We start from the raw sequence: 15,375 nt of genomic DNA, 5'->3' as shown, positions 1-15,375 counted from the left end.
GTCACTCGCCGACCGGCGACGGGGTGCCGATGGCGACCATGGCCTCCACCGCCGCGCGGGCACGGGCGGCAATCTGCGGGTCGACGGTCACCTCGTCGCGGCCCTCGCGTAGCGCGCGGAGCAGCTTCTCCGGCGTCGACATCTTCATGTAGGGGCAGGCGGCCCGCGGGTTGACCGGCTGGAAGTCGGTGACCGGGTTGGCCTGGCGCAGCTGGTGCAGCATGCCGATCTCGGTGGCGACCAGCACCCGCTTCGCCGTCGTCCGCCTGGCCTGGTCGAGCATGCCGCCGGTGGAGAGGACGTGGACCCGCTCGGTCGGCAGGTCGCCCTGGCCGACCATCCAGAGGGCGCTGGTCGCGCAGCCGCACTCCGGGTGCACCAGCAGCTCGGCGTCGGGGTTGCTCTCGACGCTGGCCTTGAGGTCGGTGGGGGAGATGCCGGCGTGGACGTGGCACTCGCCCATCCAGATCCGCATGTTCGACCGGCCGGTGACCCGCTGGACGTGCGCGCCGAGGAACTGGTCGGGGAGGAACAGCACCTCGCGGTCGGCCGGGACCGATTCGACGACCTCGACGGCGTTGGACGACGTGCAGCAGATATCGGTCTCGGCCTTCACCTCGGCCGAGGTGTTGACGTAGGAGACGACGACGGCGCCGGGGTGCTCGGCCTTCCAGGCGCGCAGCTGGTCGGCGGTGATCGTGTCGGCCAGCGAGCAGCCGGCGGCCGCGTCGGGCACCAGCACCGTCTTCTCCGGGGCCAGGATCTTCGCCGTCTCGGCCATGAAGTGGACCCCGGCGAACACGATCGTGCTCGCGTCGCTCGCCGCGGCGATGCGGGACAGGGCGAGCGAGTCGCCGACGTGGTCGGCGACGTCCTGGATCTGCGCCTCCTGGTAGTTGTGCGCCAGGACGACGGCGTCGCGGGCAGCGGCCAGTCGCCGCACCTCGCTCCGCCAGTCGTCCCACTGGTCCGGCGACCACGAGGCGGCGGGGGGCATGGGCAGCGTTGCGGTCACCGGGACCTCCGAACGAGAGGGTTTCGTACTGAGAGGCGAAAACCTCGTGCGGGGACCATAACATTCCCGTCGTGACATCCGTGTGGTCCTCGCCGGACCGGCCCGCGTATCCCCACCACGCGCTGGCCGCGGTGCTGCAGGTCAGGGCCGGGCGGCTGCACGTGATGCTGTGGCGACGCGCCACCGACCCGTTCGCCGGCGCCTGGGCGCTGCCCGGCGGCCCGCTGCTCGGGGACGAGACGCTCGGGGCGTCGGTCGCCCGCCAGCTGGCGTCGAAGGTGTCGGTCGACCACCTGGCGCACCTCGAGCAGCTGGAGACCCGCAGCGACCCCGGCCGCGATCCGCGGGGACGCACGGTGGCCACGGCATACCTGGGGCTCATCCCGGCCCACGTCGAGCCGGCCCTGCCCGCGGACACCGCCTGGCACCCCGTCGGCGCCCTGCCCGCCACGGCGTTCGACCATGGATCGATCGTCGGGTCGGCGCTGGGCCGGCTGCGGGCCAAGCTCTCCTACACCAACATCGGCTTCGCGCTGGCGCCGCCGACGTTCACCATCGCGGAGCTGCGGGAGATCTACGTGGCCGCGCTCGGCTACGAGGTCACCGCCACCAACCTGCAGCGCGTCCTCCTGCGCAGGGGGTGCTCGAGCCCACCGGGCAGCAGTCGCACCCCGGTCGCAGCGGTGGGCGGCCCGCGATGCTCCATCGCTTCGCCGTGGAGACGCTCGAGGTCACCGATCCGTTCGCGGTGCTCCGCCCGCCGTCGTCCCGGGGGAGTGAGCACGTCCGCCGATCTTGCGGAGTCCTTGCGGTTCCCTGGCGGGTGGCCTGCGGTTGACCCAGGACCGTCTCCCTCGTCGCCGGGTGGAACCACCACCGGGCAGCAACCGGGGGAGAAGGAAACCGTGACCACCAACCTGACGACTCGTCGACGGTCGGCCACCACGATCGTTGCCGCCATCGGGGCCGTCGGTGCAGCTGCCGCGGTCGCCGGGATGGCGACCTTCGGCGACTTCACCGACAGCACCTCGCCGGTCAACACCAACGTCGACACCGGCGTCGTCTCCATCGACCTGTCCGACGGCGGCTCCGGCTCCGTGCCGTTCACCGGCGGCCTGATGCTCGCGGGTGACTCGCGCAGCCACCTCGTCGACCTGGTGAACGACGGGAACACGGCGCTCGGCCGGGTGAGCCTCACGTCGTGGGCGACCTCGCCGAGCGTCCTCGACAGCGACACGGTGAACGGGCTGCAGCTGAAGGTCGAGTCGTGCTCGGTCCCGTGGGAGGTCTCCGACACCAGCCCCGTCTGCACCGGGACGGTGCGCACCCACACCGACGGTCCGATCGTCGTGACCGACGTCGCCCTCGCCGGCAGTGCCGCGCTGACGCCGGGTTCGGTTGACCACCTCAAGCTCACCGCATCGCTGCCGGTGACCGCTACCGGCGACGACTTCCAGGGTGCCACCAGCTCGCTGAGCTTCCAGTTCACCGGCACCCAGAAGACCGGATCGGCCCGCTGATCCAGGGCTGATCGTGTGGGCTGGGGGGCCCACGGACAGGCGCGACCCGCGGACAGGGGGAGAACGGGTGTCCGCGGGTCGCGCCTTACCTCTGCTCGGCTTACCTCTGCTCGCCGGACCGGCAAGCCGTCAACGGCAGCCGCACGGGCTCGTCACGACGGGCAGAGCGGCAGGGTCAGGGGCAGGCTCACATCGGTCGCCCGCCGGCAGGTCTCCCCGGGGATCAGCGGCGGCGGCGGTGCCGTCACGACCGGTGGCGGCTGCGGCGCGGGAGCCGGCGGGGGAGCCGGTGCCGGCGCCGGTGCAGGAGCAGGGACCGGAACTGGCACCGGCAGTGGCTGGGCCGGTGCCGTGCCGGGGTTCTGCGGGGCGCCCGGCTGTCGCTGCGCAGGCGGCGGCGCCGGCGTGTTGGCCGGTGGCGGCTCCGACGTCGAGCCGGAGGAATTGTTCGCCGGCGTCCCGGCGCCGGAACCGCCTGACCCACCGCCCTGCGCCGCAGGAGTGCTGTCGGGCCGCCGCGGCGGCGGGGCGGCGCCGGTGGTCGGGCCGTTCGGGGGAGTCCTGTCCTCGAAGCCGATCGCCGGTCCGGGTGCCGCCGGTGCCGCCCAGTAGGGGCCGGACGGCGGTGGGACGGGTCCGCTCGTGATGCCGAACAGCGGGCCGAGGTCGGCGACCGGGATGCCGGCCGCGTAGGCGCGGGCGAGCGCCAGCACCTCGGCGACGTAGCTGTCGGAGTGGTTGTAGGCGAAGATCGCCTCGATCATCCCGGCCTGGGTGCGCAGGTTCCCGCCGGCGGTGCACAGGTAGTTCGCGGCGGCCAGCGCGGCGTCGTTGATGTTGAACGGATTGGACACCCCGTCGCCGTCGGCGTCGATGGCGTAGGAGCGCCAGGTGGTCGGGATGAACTGCATGGGGCCCATGGCGCGGTCGTAGGTCGTGTCGCCGTCCCACAGACCGTTGTCGCTGTCGCCGATGTAGGCGAACCGTCCGCCGTCCAGGGGCGGGCCGAGGATCTTCGGGGTCGACGTCCCCTCCGGGCCGAGGACGGCGCCGCCGTAGCGGCCGTGGTTGGACTCGATGCGCCCGATGCCGGCCAGCAGCGACCACTCGATGCCGCAGCCGGGCTTGGCGTCGGCCATGCGGGCCGCGGCCACGCGGTAGGCGTTCAGGGCGACGTTCGGGATGCCGTTGGCGGCGAGGCCGGTGATGACCGTGGGCGCCGGCGGGGCCTGGCCGGCCTGCCGGGTCGGCGCCTCGGCGAGCGTGACCGCGCCCGGCGGCGCGCCCTCGGAGAGCTGGGGGACGATGAGGGCGGCGCCCGCGGCCCAGGGCAGCGGCGCGTCTCCCACGCGGCCGGCGGCCTCGACCTCCGTGGACTGCGCCGACGCCCCGATGGCTGTGACGAGCAACAGGGCCGCGCCGGTCACCAACCAGCGACGGCGTCCTGGAATCCGTGGCTTCCTGCCGCTGTCCCTGTGGTTCCGGACCTGGTTCGACGCATGCCGCACCGCACACTCCCGACGATCACCCGGTGGCACCTGCATCCCCCGCTACCTGGCGGGAGCGCAGTTACCCCGGCCGGGTTCGTGTAACCCCGGGTGTCAGGGACGGCTTCGTCCGGAAATCCTCACTCGCTGGGCTGGGGCAGTTCGCAGTTCTGCACCTCGGGGTTGACGCCCAGGTAGTTCAACGGTCCGGCGACGATCGTCAGCGCGATGGTGCCCAGGCCCGCGCAGCTGGTGTCGCTGCTCTCGAAGTAGCCGCGCTGGAAGGCGGCCACGCCGCCGATGATCAGCCACAGCAGCACGAGGAGAGAGATGATCTTCATCGTCGGGAGCTACCCGGCGTATCCGCTCCCATGCGAGCGGTCGGGCGCGCCCGGCAGGACTCGAACCTGCGACCAAGTGCTTAGAAGGCACCTGCTCTATCCACTGAGCTACGGGCGCTCGGCTGCCGATCATCGCACCGGTGCAGGCCGGGACGCCCAGAGCGTTATGCGGCCGTCATGCGGGGGAGTGAGGCCGTCCACAGGTGGCGGTGCCGTCCACAGATCGGCGGGCGGGCTCCCGAGCGGCTCCGCGAGCCCCGAGGGTCGTCCGCACACCGGCACGGAGCCGGTCGCGCCGGCCGGCGCAGCAGACCCGAGGAGCACCGTGAACGCCACCGAGATCACCGTCATCGGCAACGTCGTCAACTCACCCAGCCGCAACCGCACGCAGAACGGCAGCGTCACCAACTTCAGGATGGCCGCCACCGAGCGCCGTTTCGACAGCGGCACGCAGGACTGGATCGACGGCCACTCCTTCTTCGTCGACGTCGAGTGCTGGGGCGAGCTGGGCGGCAACGTCTCGCACAGCATCAGCAAGGGCGACCCGGTCGTCGTCGTGGGGAACATCCGGACGCACGAGTGGGAGTCGGAGCAGGGCAGGCGCAGCCGTCCGCAGATCAGGGCCGAGGCGGTCGCGCCGAACCTGGCCCGGGGCACCGCCGAGTTCAAGAAGACACAGCGGTCCTCGGTGGCGGCCCAGGAGGCGCCGGAGTCGGCGAGCGACGCTCCGTCCGTCGAGGAGCTGGCCGAGATCCTGGGTGGGCGGGAGTACGACGGGGCCGTCGGGGCGTTGCAGGAGGAGGACGCCGCCGACCTCGACCCGGAGCCCACGCACGCGTAGTTGCCCGGGGCTGGGAGGATCGGAGGCGAGAACGCACGGGGTGGGGCCGCGACCGGTGGCCCCGCCCCCGCTCGCGAACCGGACGGAAGGCTCGGCAAGCCCAGTGGCTCAGTACATCTACTCCATGGTCCGTGCCCGCAAGGCGCACGGCGACAAGGTGATCCTCGACGACGTCACCCTGGCGTTCCTGCCCGGCGCCAAGATCGGCGTCGTCGGCCCCAACGGCGCCGGCAAGTCGACGGTCCTGCAGATCATGGCGGGGATGCAGCAGCCCTCGAACGGCGAGGCGACGCTCGCCCCCGAGGCGACGGTCGGCATCCTCCTCCAGGAGCCGCCGCTCAACGAGGAGCTCGACGTGCGCGGCAACGTCGAGGAGGCGGTCAAGCCCCTCCGTGACGCGCTGACCCGCTTCGAGGAGGTCAGCGCCGCCATGGGCGAGCCCGACGCCGACTTCGACGCCCTCCTCGCCGAGCAGGGCGAGCTCATGGAGGTCATCGAGCAGCACGACGGCTGGGAGCTCGACGCCCGCATCGAGCAGGCGATGGACGCGCTGCGCTGCCCGCCCGGCGACGCCGACGTCACGGTCCTCTCCGGCGGTGAGCGCCGCCGCGTCGCGCTGTGCAAGCTGCTGCTCGAGGCCCCCGACCTGCTGCTGCTCGACGAGCCCACCAACCACCTCGACGCCGAGAGCGTCGCCTGGCTCGAGCAGCACCTCGAGAAGTACGCCGGCACCGTGGTCGCCGTCACGCACGACCGGTACTTCCTCGACAACGTGGCGCAGTGGATCCTCGAGCTCGACCGCGGCCGGGCGTACCCCTACGAGGGCAACTACTCCACCTACCTCGAGACCAAGGCCGCCCGCCTCAAGGTCGAGGGCGCCAAGGACGCCAAGCGGCAGAAGCGCCTCAAGGAGGAGCTGGACTGGGTCCGCTCCGGCGCGAAGGCCCGCCAGGCCAAGAGCAAGGCGCGCCTGGCCCGCTACGAGGAGATGGCCGCCGAGGCCGAGAAGTACCGCAAGCTCGACTTCGAGGAGATCCAGATCCCGCCGGGCCCGCGCCTGGGCAACGTCGTCGTCGAGACCAGGAACCTGGACAAGGGGTTCGGCGACCGGCTGCTGATCGACGACCTGTCGTTCACCCTGCCGCGCAACGGCATCGTCGGCGTGGTCGGGCCCAACGGCGCCGGCAAGACCACGCTGTTCAAGATGCTCGTCGGCGAGGAGAAGCCCGACGACGGCGAGATCAAGGTCGGCGAGACGGTCAAGATCTCCTACGTCGAGCAGAGCCGCGGCGGCATCGACCCGAAGAAGACGCTGTGGGAGGTCGTCTCCGACGGCCTGGACCACATCAAGGTCGGCAACGTCGAGATGCCGTCGCGCGCCTACGTCGCGGCGTTCGGGTTCAAGGGCCCCGACCAGCAGAAGCCGGCCGGCGTGCTGTCCGGAGGTGAGCGGAACCGCCTCAACCTCGCGTTGACCCTCAAGCAGGGCGGCAACCTGCTGCTGCTCGACGAGCCCACCAACGACCTCGACGTCGAGACGCTCTCCAGCCTGGAGGGCGCGCTCGAGGAGTTCCCCGGCTGCGCCGTGGTGGTCAGCCACGACCGGTGGTTCCTCGACCGGGTGGCCACGCACATCCTCGCCTACGAGGGCGACTCGAAGTGGTTCTGGTTCGAGGGCAACTTCGCCGACTACGAGAAGAACAAGGTCGAGCGGCTCGGTCCCGACGCCGCCCGCCCGCACCGGGCGACCTACCGCAAGCTCACCCGCGACTGAGGGGGAGCACGCCCGCCGCCATGGCAGGGTGGCGGGCGTGAGACACACGGTGCACGTGCCGATGCGCTGGTCGGACATGGACGCCTACCAGCACATCAACAACGTGGCGTTCCTCGGCTACTTCGAGATGGCTCGCGTCAACCTCTTCTTCGAGCACCCGACGCACGACGAGCGCACGGGCATGCGTCGCGGTCTGGTCGTCCACTCGCACGAGATCACCTACAAGCGCCCCGTGGAGTACGACGCCGAGCCGCTGGAGATACAGATCTGGGTCTCCGCCGTGCGGGCGGCGTCCTTCCGGTGCCACTACGAGCTGTTCGACCACGGGCAGCTGGCGGTCACCGGCAGCACGATGCTCGTGCCGTTCGACTTCGCGCTGAACCGGCCGCGGCGCATCACCCCGGAGGAGAAGGCCTTCCTCGCGCGCTACGGCGACGATTCCTGATCAGGAACTCTGGACGAGGAGCGACGTCGGCGGCTAGCGTCACCGCATCGTGACCGACGCCCTGGCCCTGCTGCGGCCCCTGCAACCCGAGGCGAGCGACGCCCTCGAACGGGCCGCCGCCGTCGCCACCGCGACCGTTCCCGACCCGGCGGTCTTCGAGCTGTGCCGGGCACGGACGGCCGAGCTGCTGGGCCACCCCGCCCCGCCGGCCGAGCTGGACCCGGCGAGACGTGCGGCACTCGCGAACTGGCGGCGTTCGGACCTGTTCACCGCCAAGGAACGCGCCCACCTCGACTTCACCGAGCAGTACCTGATGTCGGTGGCCGCGCTCACCGACGCCCACGTCGACGCCTTGCTCGCCCATGGGAGCGCGCTGGACGTGCACACGTTCATCGCCGCCCTCTACGTCACGGAGTTCCGGATGCGGCTGAGCCTCGTGGCCTCGGCCGTCCTCGCGGACGAGGACCGAGAGGCGGAAGTGCCCGCATGAGCCAGCCGTCCCGCATCCCGCCGCCCTCGGGGCCCGGTCCGCGCTACGGCACCGACCTCGACCACGCCTGCGTAGCATTCGAGAGCGCGGTCGTCCTCCTCGACGGCGTCGACCCCCTGACCACCGAGATCGTCCGGCTCCGTTGCGCGCGATACCACGACTGCCGGCGCTGCCGGTCGGTGCGGTTGGAGACGGCCCTCGAGCAGGGCTTCGACGAGGAGCTCGGCGCCAAGATCGACCGCTGGCAGGTCAGCGATCTCGACGACCGCCACAAGGCGGCCCTCGCACTCACCGACGCCATCATCATGAATCCGGGCGCGATCGACCCGTCGCTCCGCCGGCAGGCCCGCGGGCACTTCACCGACGCGCAGATCGCCGAGATCTGCCTGGACGTCATGAAGTGGAGCGTGCAGAAGGTCCTCGTGGCGCTCCGCATCGAGCCGGCGGCGGCCGACGACCATCTCAGCCGGCTGCGCTTCGACGACAGCGGCCGGTTCGTCATCGGAGGGCCGGTCACCCCCGCGGCGGTCTGACCCGGCGCTGCGCTCACCCGACGATGCGCGGGACCGGCCGGTCGGCACCGGTCGGGGCACCCCGACCGATCGCCTCCTCCTCGGAGACGGCTCGCACGGGCGACCCCTCGGCCACCGTGCCACCGGCGAACACCGCCGCGTTGATGCCGCCCCGGTGGACGATCGCCTTGACCAGCTTCACACCCGTCAACCGCTCGAGGTGCGTGCACGGCGGGCAGCGCTTCATGCCGAAGAGCAGCACGTCCCCGACGGTGAACCACCGGCCCACCAGCGCGGGCAGGTCGACACCGGTGGTCACCACGTTGCGCCGGGTGTCCCCGGTGGTGATCGAGGACGACGTCTCGGCGGCGACCGCGGCGACGTCGGAGCGGTCGATGAGGGTGACCTGCTTCTCGAGGTCCGGGTACTGCGCCCACGTTCCCCCGCCGAGCGCGTAGCGGTCACCCGCCAGCCCGACGCCGGCGATCGCCTCGACCGACGGCACGCGCCGCATCGGTGAGGCCGCGGCATCGGCCAGCCAGATCTCGGCGACGGAGCCGCCCACGGGGTCACGCGGCACGGGCTCCCCTTCGCCGGACGGGCACGTCGTCGGCCCCGCGCGCGTCCAGCGCCTCGGCGACGGTGTGCGCCAGCTGCAGCACCTGCACGAGCAACGGCACGACCGACGTCCGCAGGCCGTGCAGGCCCCGCAGGGTCCCGCCGCGGGCGGCCTGCGCCTCCCGGATGCGGTCGGCGCGCTCGATCAGCAGCGGGATGAACCGCAGCGCCATCGCGATCACCAGCCCGATCCGCGCCGGCCGCACACCGACCACCGACAGCGGCCGGCAGACCCGCTCCACCACCGCCACCATCGCGCTCACCCGGGTCGTCGCAGTCACCACCGCTGCGGCCAGCACGAGCGCCAGCAGCCGCATGACCGTCAGCGTCCCGGTCGCCAGGTCCGTCACGAACGCGTGCAGCACGAAGATGGCGACCAGCCACCACAGGACCGCCCGGGCCTGGCGCGCCAGGGTGACCACCGGCAGCTGCGCCACGACCAGCCCGACCAGGACGACCAGCACGAGGGCCCCCGTCACCACGGGCAGCGTGGGGACGACGAAGAGCAGCACGCTCACGGCGACCAGGGCGAGCAGCTTCGCGCCGGCCGGGGCCCGGTGCACCAGGCTGGCCCGCGGGACGTACAGCGCCAGCGTCACCGGTGCACCACCAGCGCGCGGTAGGCGGCGATCGAGCTGTCCGGAGCGCCGTCCTCGACGACCCGGCCGCCGTCGATCACCAGCACCCGGTCGAAGCGCTCCAGCAGCTCGAGGTCATGGGTGACCACCACGACCTGCTGCTCGAGCTCGTCGATCACCTGCGCCACCCGGCGGGTGTTGACGAGGTCGAGCAGGGTCGTCGGCTCGTCGAACACGATCCGGGCCGGCCGCATCACCAGCACGCCCGCGATGGCCAGCAGCTGCTTCTGCCCGCCCGAGAGCAGGTGCGCCGGATGGTCGGCGTGCCCGTCGAGGCCGTAGCGCTCCAGGACCTCGGCGACCCGCGCAGCCCGCTCGGCCACGGGCACGCCCTGGTTCTCCAGCCCGAAGGCGACGTCCTCGGCCACGGTCGGGTAGACGATCTGCGCGTCGGGATCCTGGAAGACGAACCCGACCCGCCGCCGGACCTCGCGCAGCGCCGTCCGGGTGTCCAGGCCGTCGACCAGCACGGAGCCGGACGTCGGCTGCACCAGGCCGTTGAGCAGCCGGGCGAACGTGCTCTTGCCCGACCCGTTGGCGCCGACCACCCCGACCCGGCGCTCGGTCAGCCTCAGGTCGACGTCGCGGAGCACCACCCGCTCGCCGTACGCGTGCCCGACGCCCCGGAGCTCGACGCCCCGGGTCGGATCGGCGACCGCCTCGGCCGTCTCCCGCCGGAGCCTCACCGGACGGCGACCGCCCGCTGGGGTCGCTCGATGACCGGGTAGCTCCGGCGCACCTGGACGGCGACGGCCGCGGCCAGGACGGCCTTGACGGTGTCGCCGACGAGGAACGGCAGCGCGCCGGAGACGATCGCCGCGCCGGGGGAGAGGTTGGCGATCGCGGCCAGCACCGGCACGCCGATCGCGTAGATGACCAGGATGCCGCCGACGACGTTGGCCACGATGCCCCAGGCGAGGTTGTAGCGGACCCAGAACCGCTCGGTGAGCAGGCCGATGACGAACGCGGCGATCGGCCAGCTGAGGAGGTAGCCGGCCGACGGGAGCGCGAACACCGCCAGGCCGCCGGAGCCGCTGGCCAGCAGCGGCAGCCCGAGCGCGACCAGCACCAGGAAGAGCAGCTGGGACAGGAACCCGCGGCGGGCGCCGAGGATCGACCCGGCCAGCATCACGCCCAGGGTCTGCGCGGTGATCGGCACCGGCCCGACGTTGATCGCCGGCACGAGGCCCAGCACCGCGGTGATCGCGGCGAACAGCGAGATGTAGGCGAGGTCCTTGGTCTTCACGAGCCGTCTCCCGAGGGGCAGGCGCCCGCGGGCGGCGGGCGTCGTCGTCGCCGGGAAGGTACCGGAGCGGCCGTTACGGACCCCGCCCGCTCCCGGAACGTCAGGCCTGCAGCCAGACCGCGCCGTCGGTGGGCAGCATCCCGTCGGCGACGTCGGCACTGGCCAGCAGCACCCTGCCCTCCGGCAGCGGGACGGCGTCCTCGGACAGGTTGAGCAGGCAGACCAGCCCGCCGGGACGGCGGAAGGCCAGGCATCCCTCCGGTGCCGGCAGCCACGTCAGACCCTCGCCGGAGAAGGCGGACGACGAGGCTCGCAGCGCCAGCGCCGCTCGGTACAGCGACAGCATCGAAGCCGGATCGGCGTCCTGTGCCTCGACCGTCACCCCCGCCCACGCCGGCGGCATCGGCAGCCACGTCGACTCCGCCGTCGAGAAGCCGAACGGCGGCTCGGCGCCCGACCAGGGCATCGGCACCCGGCAGCCGTCGCGACCGCGGCGGGTGCGCCCCGAGCGCTCCCAGACCGGGTCCTGCAGCACCGCCTCGGGGAGGTCGTCGACGTTGGGCAGGCCCAGCTCGTCGCCGTTGTACAGGTAGACCACTCCGGGCAGCGCCAGCTGCAGCAGCGCCGCGGCGCGCGCCCGCCGGAGGCCGAGGGTGCCGTCGCCGTAACGACTGACGTGCCGCCGCACGTCGTGGTTGGACAGCACCCAGCAGGCCGGCGCGGGCGTCTGCGCGACCGTGGCCAGCGAGTGGACGACGGCGTCGCGCAGGTCCTCCGGCGTCCACTCGGCGGTCGTCAGCTTGAAGTTGAAGGCCAGGTGCAGCTCGCCCTCGCGGATGTAGCGGGCGAGCCGGTCGTCGTCCGAGACCCAGACCTCGCCGACCGCCATGGCGCCCGGGTACTCGTCGAGCACCGCGCGGATCCGCCGGTGCACCAGATGCACGTCGTCGTGGTCGAACCGATGGTCGCCGGGTCCGTGGTCGGCGAGCAGGCCGGTGTCGTCCATCGGCAGCATGTCCGGCAGGCCGTCGGGCTTGGCCATGCCGTGCGCGACGTCGATCCGGAAGCCGTCGACGCCACGGTCCAGCCAGAACCGCAGCGTCTCCTCGAGGTCGGCGACCACCTCGGGGTTCGCGAAGTCCAGGTCGGGCTGCTCGGGTGCGAACAGGTGCAGGTACCACTGCCCGTCGGCGAGGCGGGTCCACGCGGGCCCGCCGAACACCGACGGCCAGTTGTTCGGTGGCTCCTCGCCGCCCGGACCACGGCCGTCGCGGAACAGGTACCGGGCACGCTCGGGCGAGCCCGGTCCGGCGGCCAGGGCCGCCTCGAACCACTCCCGCTGGTGCGAGCTGTGGTTGGGCACGAGATCGATCGTGACGCGGATGCCCAGCTCGTGCGCCTCGGTGAGCAGGGCGTCGAACTGCGCGAGGTCGCCGAACACCGGTTCGACGTCCCGGGGGTCGGCGACGTCGTAGCCGTGGTCGGCCATGGGCGAGGGGTAGAAGGGCGTGATCCAGAGGGCGTCGACGCCGAGGCCTGCCAGATAGGGGAGCCGGCTGCGGATGCCGGCCAGGTCACCGACGCCGTCGCCGTTCCCGTCGGCGAAGCTGCGGATGTAGACCTGGTAGAAGACGGCGGAGCGCCACCACTCGGCGTCGCTCATCGAGCCGGCGAGAGGTCGCCGTGGGTCTCGTCCGGGAAGCGGTTCTGCATGCTCATCGCCGCCATCTCCAGGTAACCCCAGAGCGTCGCGTCCTGCTCGGGGGTGAGTTCCAGGGAGTCGACGGCCTCGCGCATGTGCCGCAGCCAGGCGTCCCGCTCGGCCGGCCCGATCGCGAAGGGCGCGTGCCGCATGCGCAGCCGCGGGTGGCCGCGCTCCTGCGAGTAGGTGGTGGGCCCGCCCCAGTACTGCTCCAGGAAGCCGCGCAACCGCACCTCGGCGCCCTCCCAGTCGTCCTGCGGGTACAGCGGCCCGATCACCGGGTCGGCGCGCACCCCGGCGTAGAACCGTGCGACGAGGACGCGGAAGGTCTCGTGGCCGCCGACCTCGTCGAAGAAGCTGCGCGCCGAGGGCAGGGACCGGCTCGACTCGCTCATGCCCCCGATGGTCCCTCACCGGCGGACGCGCTCGCCACGGAGCCCTGGGTGCGCCGGTAGGCCACCAGCACCGGCGCCACCGCGAGCAGCCCGACCGCACCCGACAGGGCCACCACCGCGCTGGCCGGCACGCCCTCGGCGGTGAGGCCGGCGACGAGCGCGCCGAGGCCCTGCACGCCGTAGAGCCCGCTGACCGCGACGCCGAATGCGCGCCCCCGGTAGGCGCTCGGAACGGCCTGGACGAACGACACGTTCAGCGGGATCACCCACGCCGCGCCCAGCCCCGAGACGAACAGCAGGGCCACGACGGTCGCGAAGGACACCGCCCCCGGTCCGGCGACCATGCCGACGACCCCGGCGACCGCGATGGGCACCAGGGAGAGGACGACCAGCGGTGTCACCAGGCGCTCGCGCCGCTCGGGGGAGACCAGCCGCGCGAGGACGAGGCCGCCGATGGTGACGCCCAGCGGGTTGGCGGCCAGCAGGACGCCCAGCCCGGCGGCGCCTCGACCGAGCTCGTCGGCCCACGGCACGGCGACGCCCTCGGAGGCGTACCCGAAGAGGGTGCCCACCCAGAGCAGGGCCACGATGGCCAGCAGCCGGGGCGTCCGCCGGATCAGCCGCAGCCCCTCTCCGGTGTCGTGCAGGAACGACTGCCGCGGTACCTCCGACAGCGGAGCCGGGCGGCGCTCGAGCCGGGCGGCCAGCCACAGCGCCGACACCGCGAAGGTCACCGCGTCGATCAGGAGGGCGGCCGACGGGTTCAGCACGGCGACCAGCGCGCCGGCCGCCACGAAGCCGACCACCTGCGACAGCTGCAGGGAGATGTTGGTCAGCGAGGTGGCGACGGCGTACCGGTCACCATCGAGGACGTCGGCCATCAGCGCCGACCGCGCCGACTCGAACGGTGGTGCGCACATCGACACGAAGAAGAGCAGGACGAGCAGCACCCACAGGGGCAGGCCGGGGACCGCCATGGCCGCCAGCAGCACCGCCCGGGCGACGTCGACCCAGATCAGCACCCGGTGGCGCGGCAGCCGGTCGGCCAGCGTGGACAGGAACGGACCACCCAGCAGCCACGGGAAGTGCCCGATGGCGAAGGTCAGCGCCGACAGCAGGGGCGAGTTGGTGCGCTGGTACACGAGCACGGTCAGCGCCACACGGGCCAGCTCGTCACCGGCCGTGGAGAGCAGGAAGGTGCCGAACAGCGGCCGGAACTCGCGGACGGCGAAGACCTCGCGGAACGTGGCCTGCCGTGCGGGCGCGCTCAGCGTGGCCCCGGGGCGGCGGGGACCGTGGCCCCGCCCGCGCCGGTGAGCAGGGGCAGGGGCGTGCGGATGCCCTCGGCGACGAACCGCTCCTTGAGTCGCATGCGCAGTTCGCGGCCGACCCGCCACTGGTCGGCGCTGGCCGAGCGCACGACCAACCGGAGCGTGACGCCCTCGGGGGTGATGTGCTCGACACCGAGCGACTCCGGCTCGGCGAGCAGCACGTCGGCCCACTCCTCGTCGGCGTAGAGGGCGTCGGCGACCTCCTGCATCACGACGCGGGCGGCCTCGAGATCGGTGTCGTGGGCGACCGGCATGTCGATGACCACCTGGGCGTAGCCCTGGCTCTTGTTGCCGACCCGCAGCACCTCGCCGTTGCGCACGTACCAGACCACGCCGTTGACGTCCCGCAGTCGCGTGATCCGCAGGCCCACCGCCTCCACGGTGCCGCTGGCCGGGCCCAGGTCGACGACGTCACCGACGCCGTACTGGTCCTCGAGGATGATCCCGATGCCGGCGATGAAGTCCTTGATGAGGTTCTGCGCGCCGAAGCCGAGGGCCACGCCGACCACGCCGGCGCTGGCGACGATCGGCGCCAGGTTGATGCCGAGCTCGCCGAGGACCATCACCACGGCGATGCCGAGGATCACGAACGAGGCGAAGCTGCGCAGGACGGAGCCGATCGCCTCGGCCCGCTGGGTGCGCCGCTCGGTGATCTGCTCGACCACGTCGGTGTTCTGCTGCACCCGGTTGCGCAGGGGACGCAGGATCGTCGGGACGGCGCCGGTCGCCGTCCGGTCGGTCAGCCGGCGGATGCCCCGGTGCACGAGCCCGCGGACGACGGCGGCGAGCGCGACGACCAGCAGGATCCTGGCCGGCTTCGCGATCAGCGCGTCGGCGTTGGCGGCCAGCCAGTCCAGGCCGGACCAGTCGTAGACCTTGGCGCACAGCGTCGTCGCTTCGTCGACGCAGCCGGGGACGGCGGTGGGACCGCTGTCGGCCGCGGCGAACACGACGGGTGATCGATTCATCACCGGAAATACTTCCAGGCGACCGGTGCCCTTGTCAGCGAAGGACACCCAT

Annotated in this window: 17 protein-coding genes and 1 tRNA gene; 6 read left to right on the top strand and 12 right to left on the bottom strand. The window is 72.5% G+C overall.

Annotated elements, in window-relative coordinates; genetic code table 11:
• Position 1: 1 nt before the first annotated feature.
• Positions 2-1,015: a quinolinate synthase NadA gene (nadA, locus tag MVA48_RS08795; RefSeq protein WP_246987923.1), complete on the bottom strand. Its 1,014-nt coding sequence runs from the start codon at positions 1,013-1,015 to the stop codon at positions 2-4.
• Between the two features lie 71 nt (positions 1,016-1,086).
• Here nadA and MVA48_RS23750 point away from each other — a divergent pair, with 71 nt between their 5' ends.
• Positions 1,087-2,535 carry an NUDIX hydrolase gene (locus tag MVA48_RS23750; protein ID WP_305852302.1) on the top strand — a complete coding sequence of 483 codons (1,449 nt, stop codon included), beginning with the start codon at positions 1,087-1,089 and terminating at the stop codon, positions 2,533-2,535.
• 152 nt (positions 2,536-2,687) lie between these two features.
• Here the strand turns inward: MVA48_RS23750 and MVA48_RS23745 are convergent, their stop codons facing one another.
• From MVA48_RS23745 to MVA48_RS08770, 3 genes are all read right to left on the bottom strand, one after another.
• Positions 2,688-3,962, bottom strand: coding sequence for a lytic transglycosylase domain-containing protein (locus MVA48_RS23745; RefSeq protein WP_305852301.1), 1,275 nt, complete (start codon positions 3,960-3,962; stop codon positions 2,688-2,690).
• Between the two features lie 200 nt (positions 3,963-4,162).
• Positions 4,163-4,363: a hypothetical protein gene (locus MVA48_RS08775; RefSeq protein ID WP_246987919.1), complete on the bottom strand. Its 201-nt coding sequence runs from the start codon at positions 4,361-4,363 to the stop codon at positions 4,163-4,165.
• 45 nt (positions 4,364-4,408) lie between these two features.
• Positions 4,409-4,481 (bottom strand) — tRNA-Arg (locus MVA48_RS08770).
• 207 nt (positions 4,482-4,688) lie between these two features.
• Here MVA48_RS08770 and MVA48_RS08765 point away from each other — a divergent pair.
• The 5 genes from MVA48_RS08765 (at position 4,689) to MVA48_RS08745 (ending at position 8,446) form a co-directional block, all read left to right on the top strand.
• Positions 4,689-5,204, top strand: coding sequence for a single-stranded DNA-binding protein (locus tag MVA48_RS08765; RefSeq protein WP_246987917.1), 516 nt, complete (start codon positions 4,689-4,691; stop codon positions 5,202-5,204).
• A 103-nt stretch (positions 5,205-5,307) separates the two neighbouring features.
• Positions 5,308-6,978, top strand: coding sequence for an energy-dependent translational throttle protein EttA (gene ettA, locus MVA48_RS08760; protein WP_246987915.1), 1,671 nt, complete (start codon positions 5,308-5,310; stop codon positions 6,976-6,978).
• A 37-nt stretch (positions 6,979-7,015) separates the two neighbouring features.
• Positions 7,016-7,423: an acyl-CoA thioesterase gene (locus tag MVA48_RS08755; RefSeq protein ID WP_246987913.1), complete on the top strand. Its 408-nt coding sequence runs from the start codon at positions 7,016-7,018 to the stop codon at positions 7,421-7,423.
• A gap of 49 nt (positions 7,424-7,472) precedes the next feature.
• The gene (locus tag MVA48_RS08750; RefSeq protein WP_246987911.1) at positions 7,473-7,913 is read left to right on the top strand and encodes a hypothetical protein; all 441 of its coding nucleotides are present in this window, start codon (positions 7,473-7,475) and stop codon (positions 7,911-7,913) included.
• Positions 7,910-8,446 (top strand): carboxymuconolactone decarboxylase family protein, encoded by a 537-nt coding sequence (locus tag MVA48_RS08745; RefSeq protein ID WP_246987909.1) that lies wholly within the window; start codon positions 7,910-7,912, stop codon positions 8,444-8,446. Before MVA48_RS08750 ends, MVA48_RS08745 begins: the two co-directional genes overlap by 4 nt.
• 13 nt (positions 8,447-8,459) lie before the next feature.
• On the opposite strand, the gene MVA48_RS08740 is transcribed toward MVA48_RS08745, so the two are convergent.
• The 8 genes from MVA48_RS08740 to MVA48_RS08705 all read right to left on the bottom strand — a co-directional run bounded on the left by MVA48_RS08740 (position 8,460) and on the right by MVA48_RS08705 (position 15,371).
• Positions 8,460-9,005 (bottom strand): MOSC domain-containing protein, encoded by a 546-nt coding sequence (locus MVA48_RS08740; RefSeq protein WP_246987907.1) that lies wholly within the window; start codon positions 9,003-9,005, stop codon positions 8,460-8,462.
• Entirely contained in the window at positions 8,995-9,642 is a 648-nt protein-coding gene (locus MVA48_RS08735; RefSeq protein WP_246987906.1) for an energy-coupling factor transporter transmembrane component T family protein, read from the bottom strand. Before MVA48_RS08735 ends, MVA48_RS08740 begins: the two co-directional genes overlap by 11 nt.
• Entirely contained in the window at positions 9,639-10,367 is a 729-nt protein-coding gene (locus MVA48_RS08730; RefSeq protein ID WP_246987903.1) for an energy-coupling factor ABC transporter ATP-binding protein, read from the bottom strand. Before MVA48_RS08730 ends, MVA48_RS08735 begins: the two co-directional genes overlap by 4 nt.
• Positions 10,364-10,927, bottom strand: a complete 564-nt coding sequence (locus MVA48_RS08725) for a biotin transporter BioY (RefSeq protein WP_246987901.1) — start codon at positions 10,925-10,927, stop codon at positions 10,364-10,366. Before MVA48_RS08725 ends, MVA48_RS08730 begins: the two co-directional genes overlap by 4 nt.
• A gap of 100 nt (positions 10,928-11,027) precedes the next feature.
• Positions 11,028-12,590, bottom strand: a complete 1,563-nt coding sequence (locus MVA48_RS08720) for a glycoside hydrolase family 13 protein (protein WP_246987898.1) — start codon at positions 12,588-12,590, stop codon at positions 11,028-11,030.
• Positions 12,587-13,024, bottom strand: coding sequence for a globin (locus MVA48_RS08715; protein WP_246987897.1), 438 nt, complete (start codon positions 13,022-13,024; stop codon positions 12,587-12,589). Before MVA48_RS08715 ends, MVA48_RS08720 begins: the two co-directional genes overlap by 4 nt.
• Complete coding sequence (locus MVA48_RS08710; protein WP_305852327.1) at positions 13,021-14,295, bottom strand: MFS transporter; 1,275 nt, start codon at positions 14,293-14,295, stop codon at positions 13,021-13,023. Before MVA48_RS08710 ends, MVA48_RS08715 begins: the two co-directional genes overlap by 4 nt.
• On the bottom strand, positions 14,292-15,371 hold the full coding sequence (locus MVA48_RS08705) for a mechanosensitive ion channel family protein (protein ID WP_246987894.1): 1,080 nt from the start codon (positions 15,369-15,371) through the stop codon (positions 14,292-14,294). The genes MVA48_RS08710 and MVA48_RS08705 overlap by 4 nt, the downstream gene beginning before the upstream one ends.
• Positions 15,372-15,375: the final 4 nt, after the last annotated feature.

Origin of the sequence: Blastococcus sp. PRF04-17 (assembly GCF_023016265.1) — a bacterium.
GTDB lineage: Bacteria > Actinomycetota > Actinomycetes > Mycobacteriales > Geodermatophilaceae > Blastococcus_B.
The sequence above is the reverse complement of the archived record's forward strand: the minus strand, read 5'-3'. Positions and strand labels throughout refer to the sequence as shown.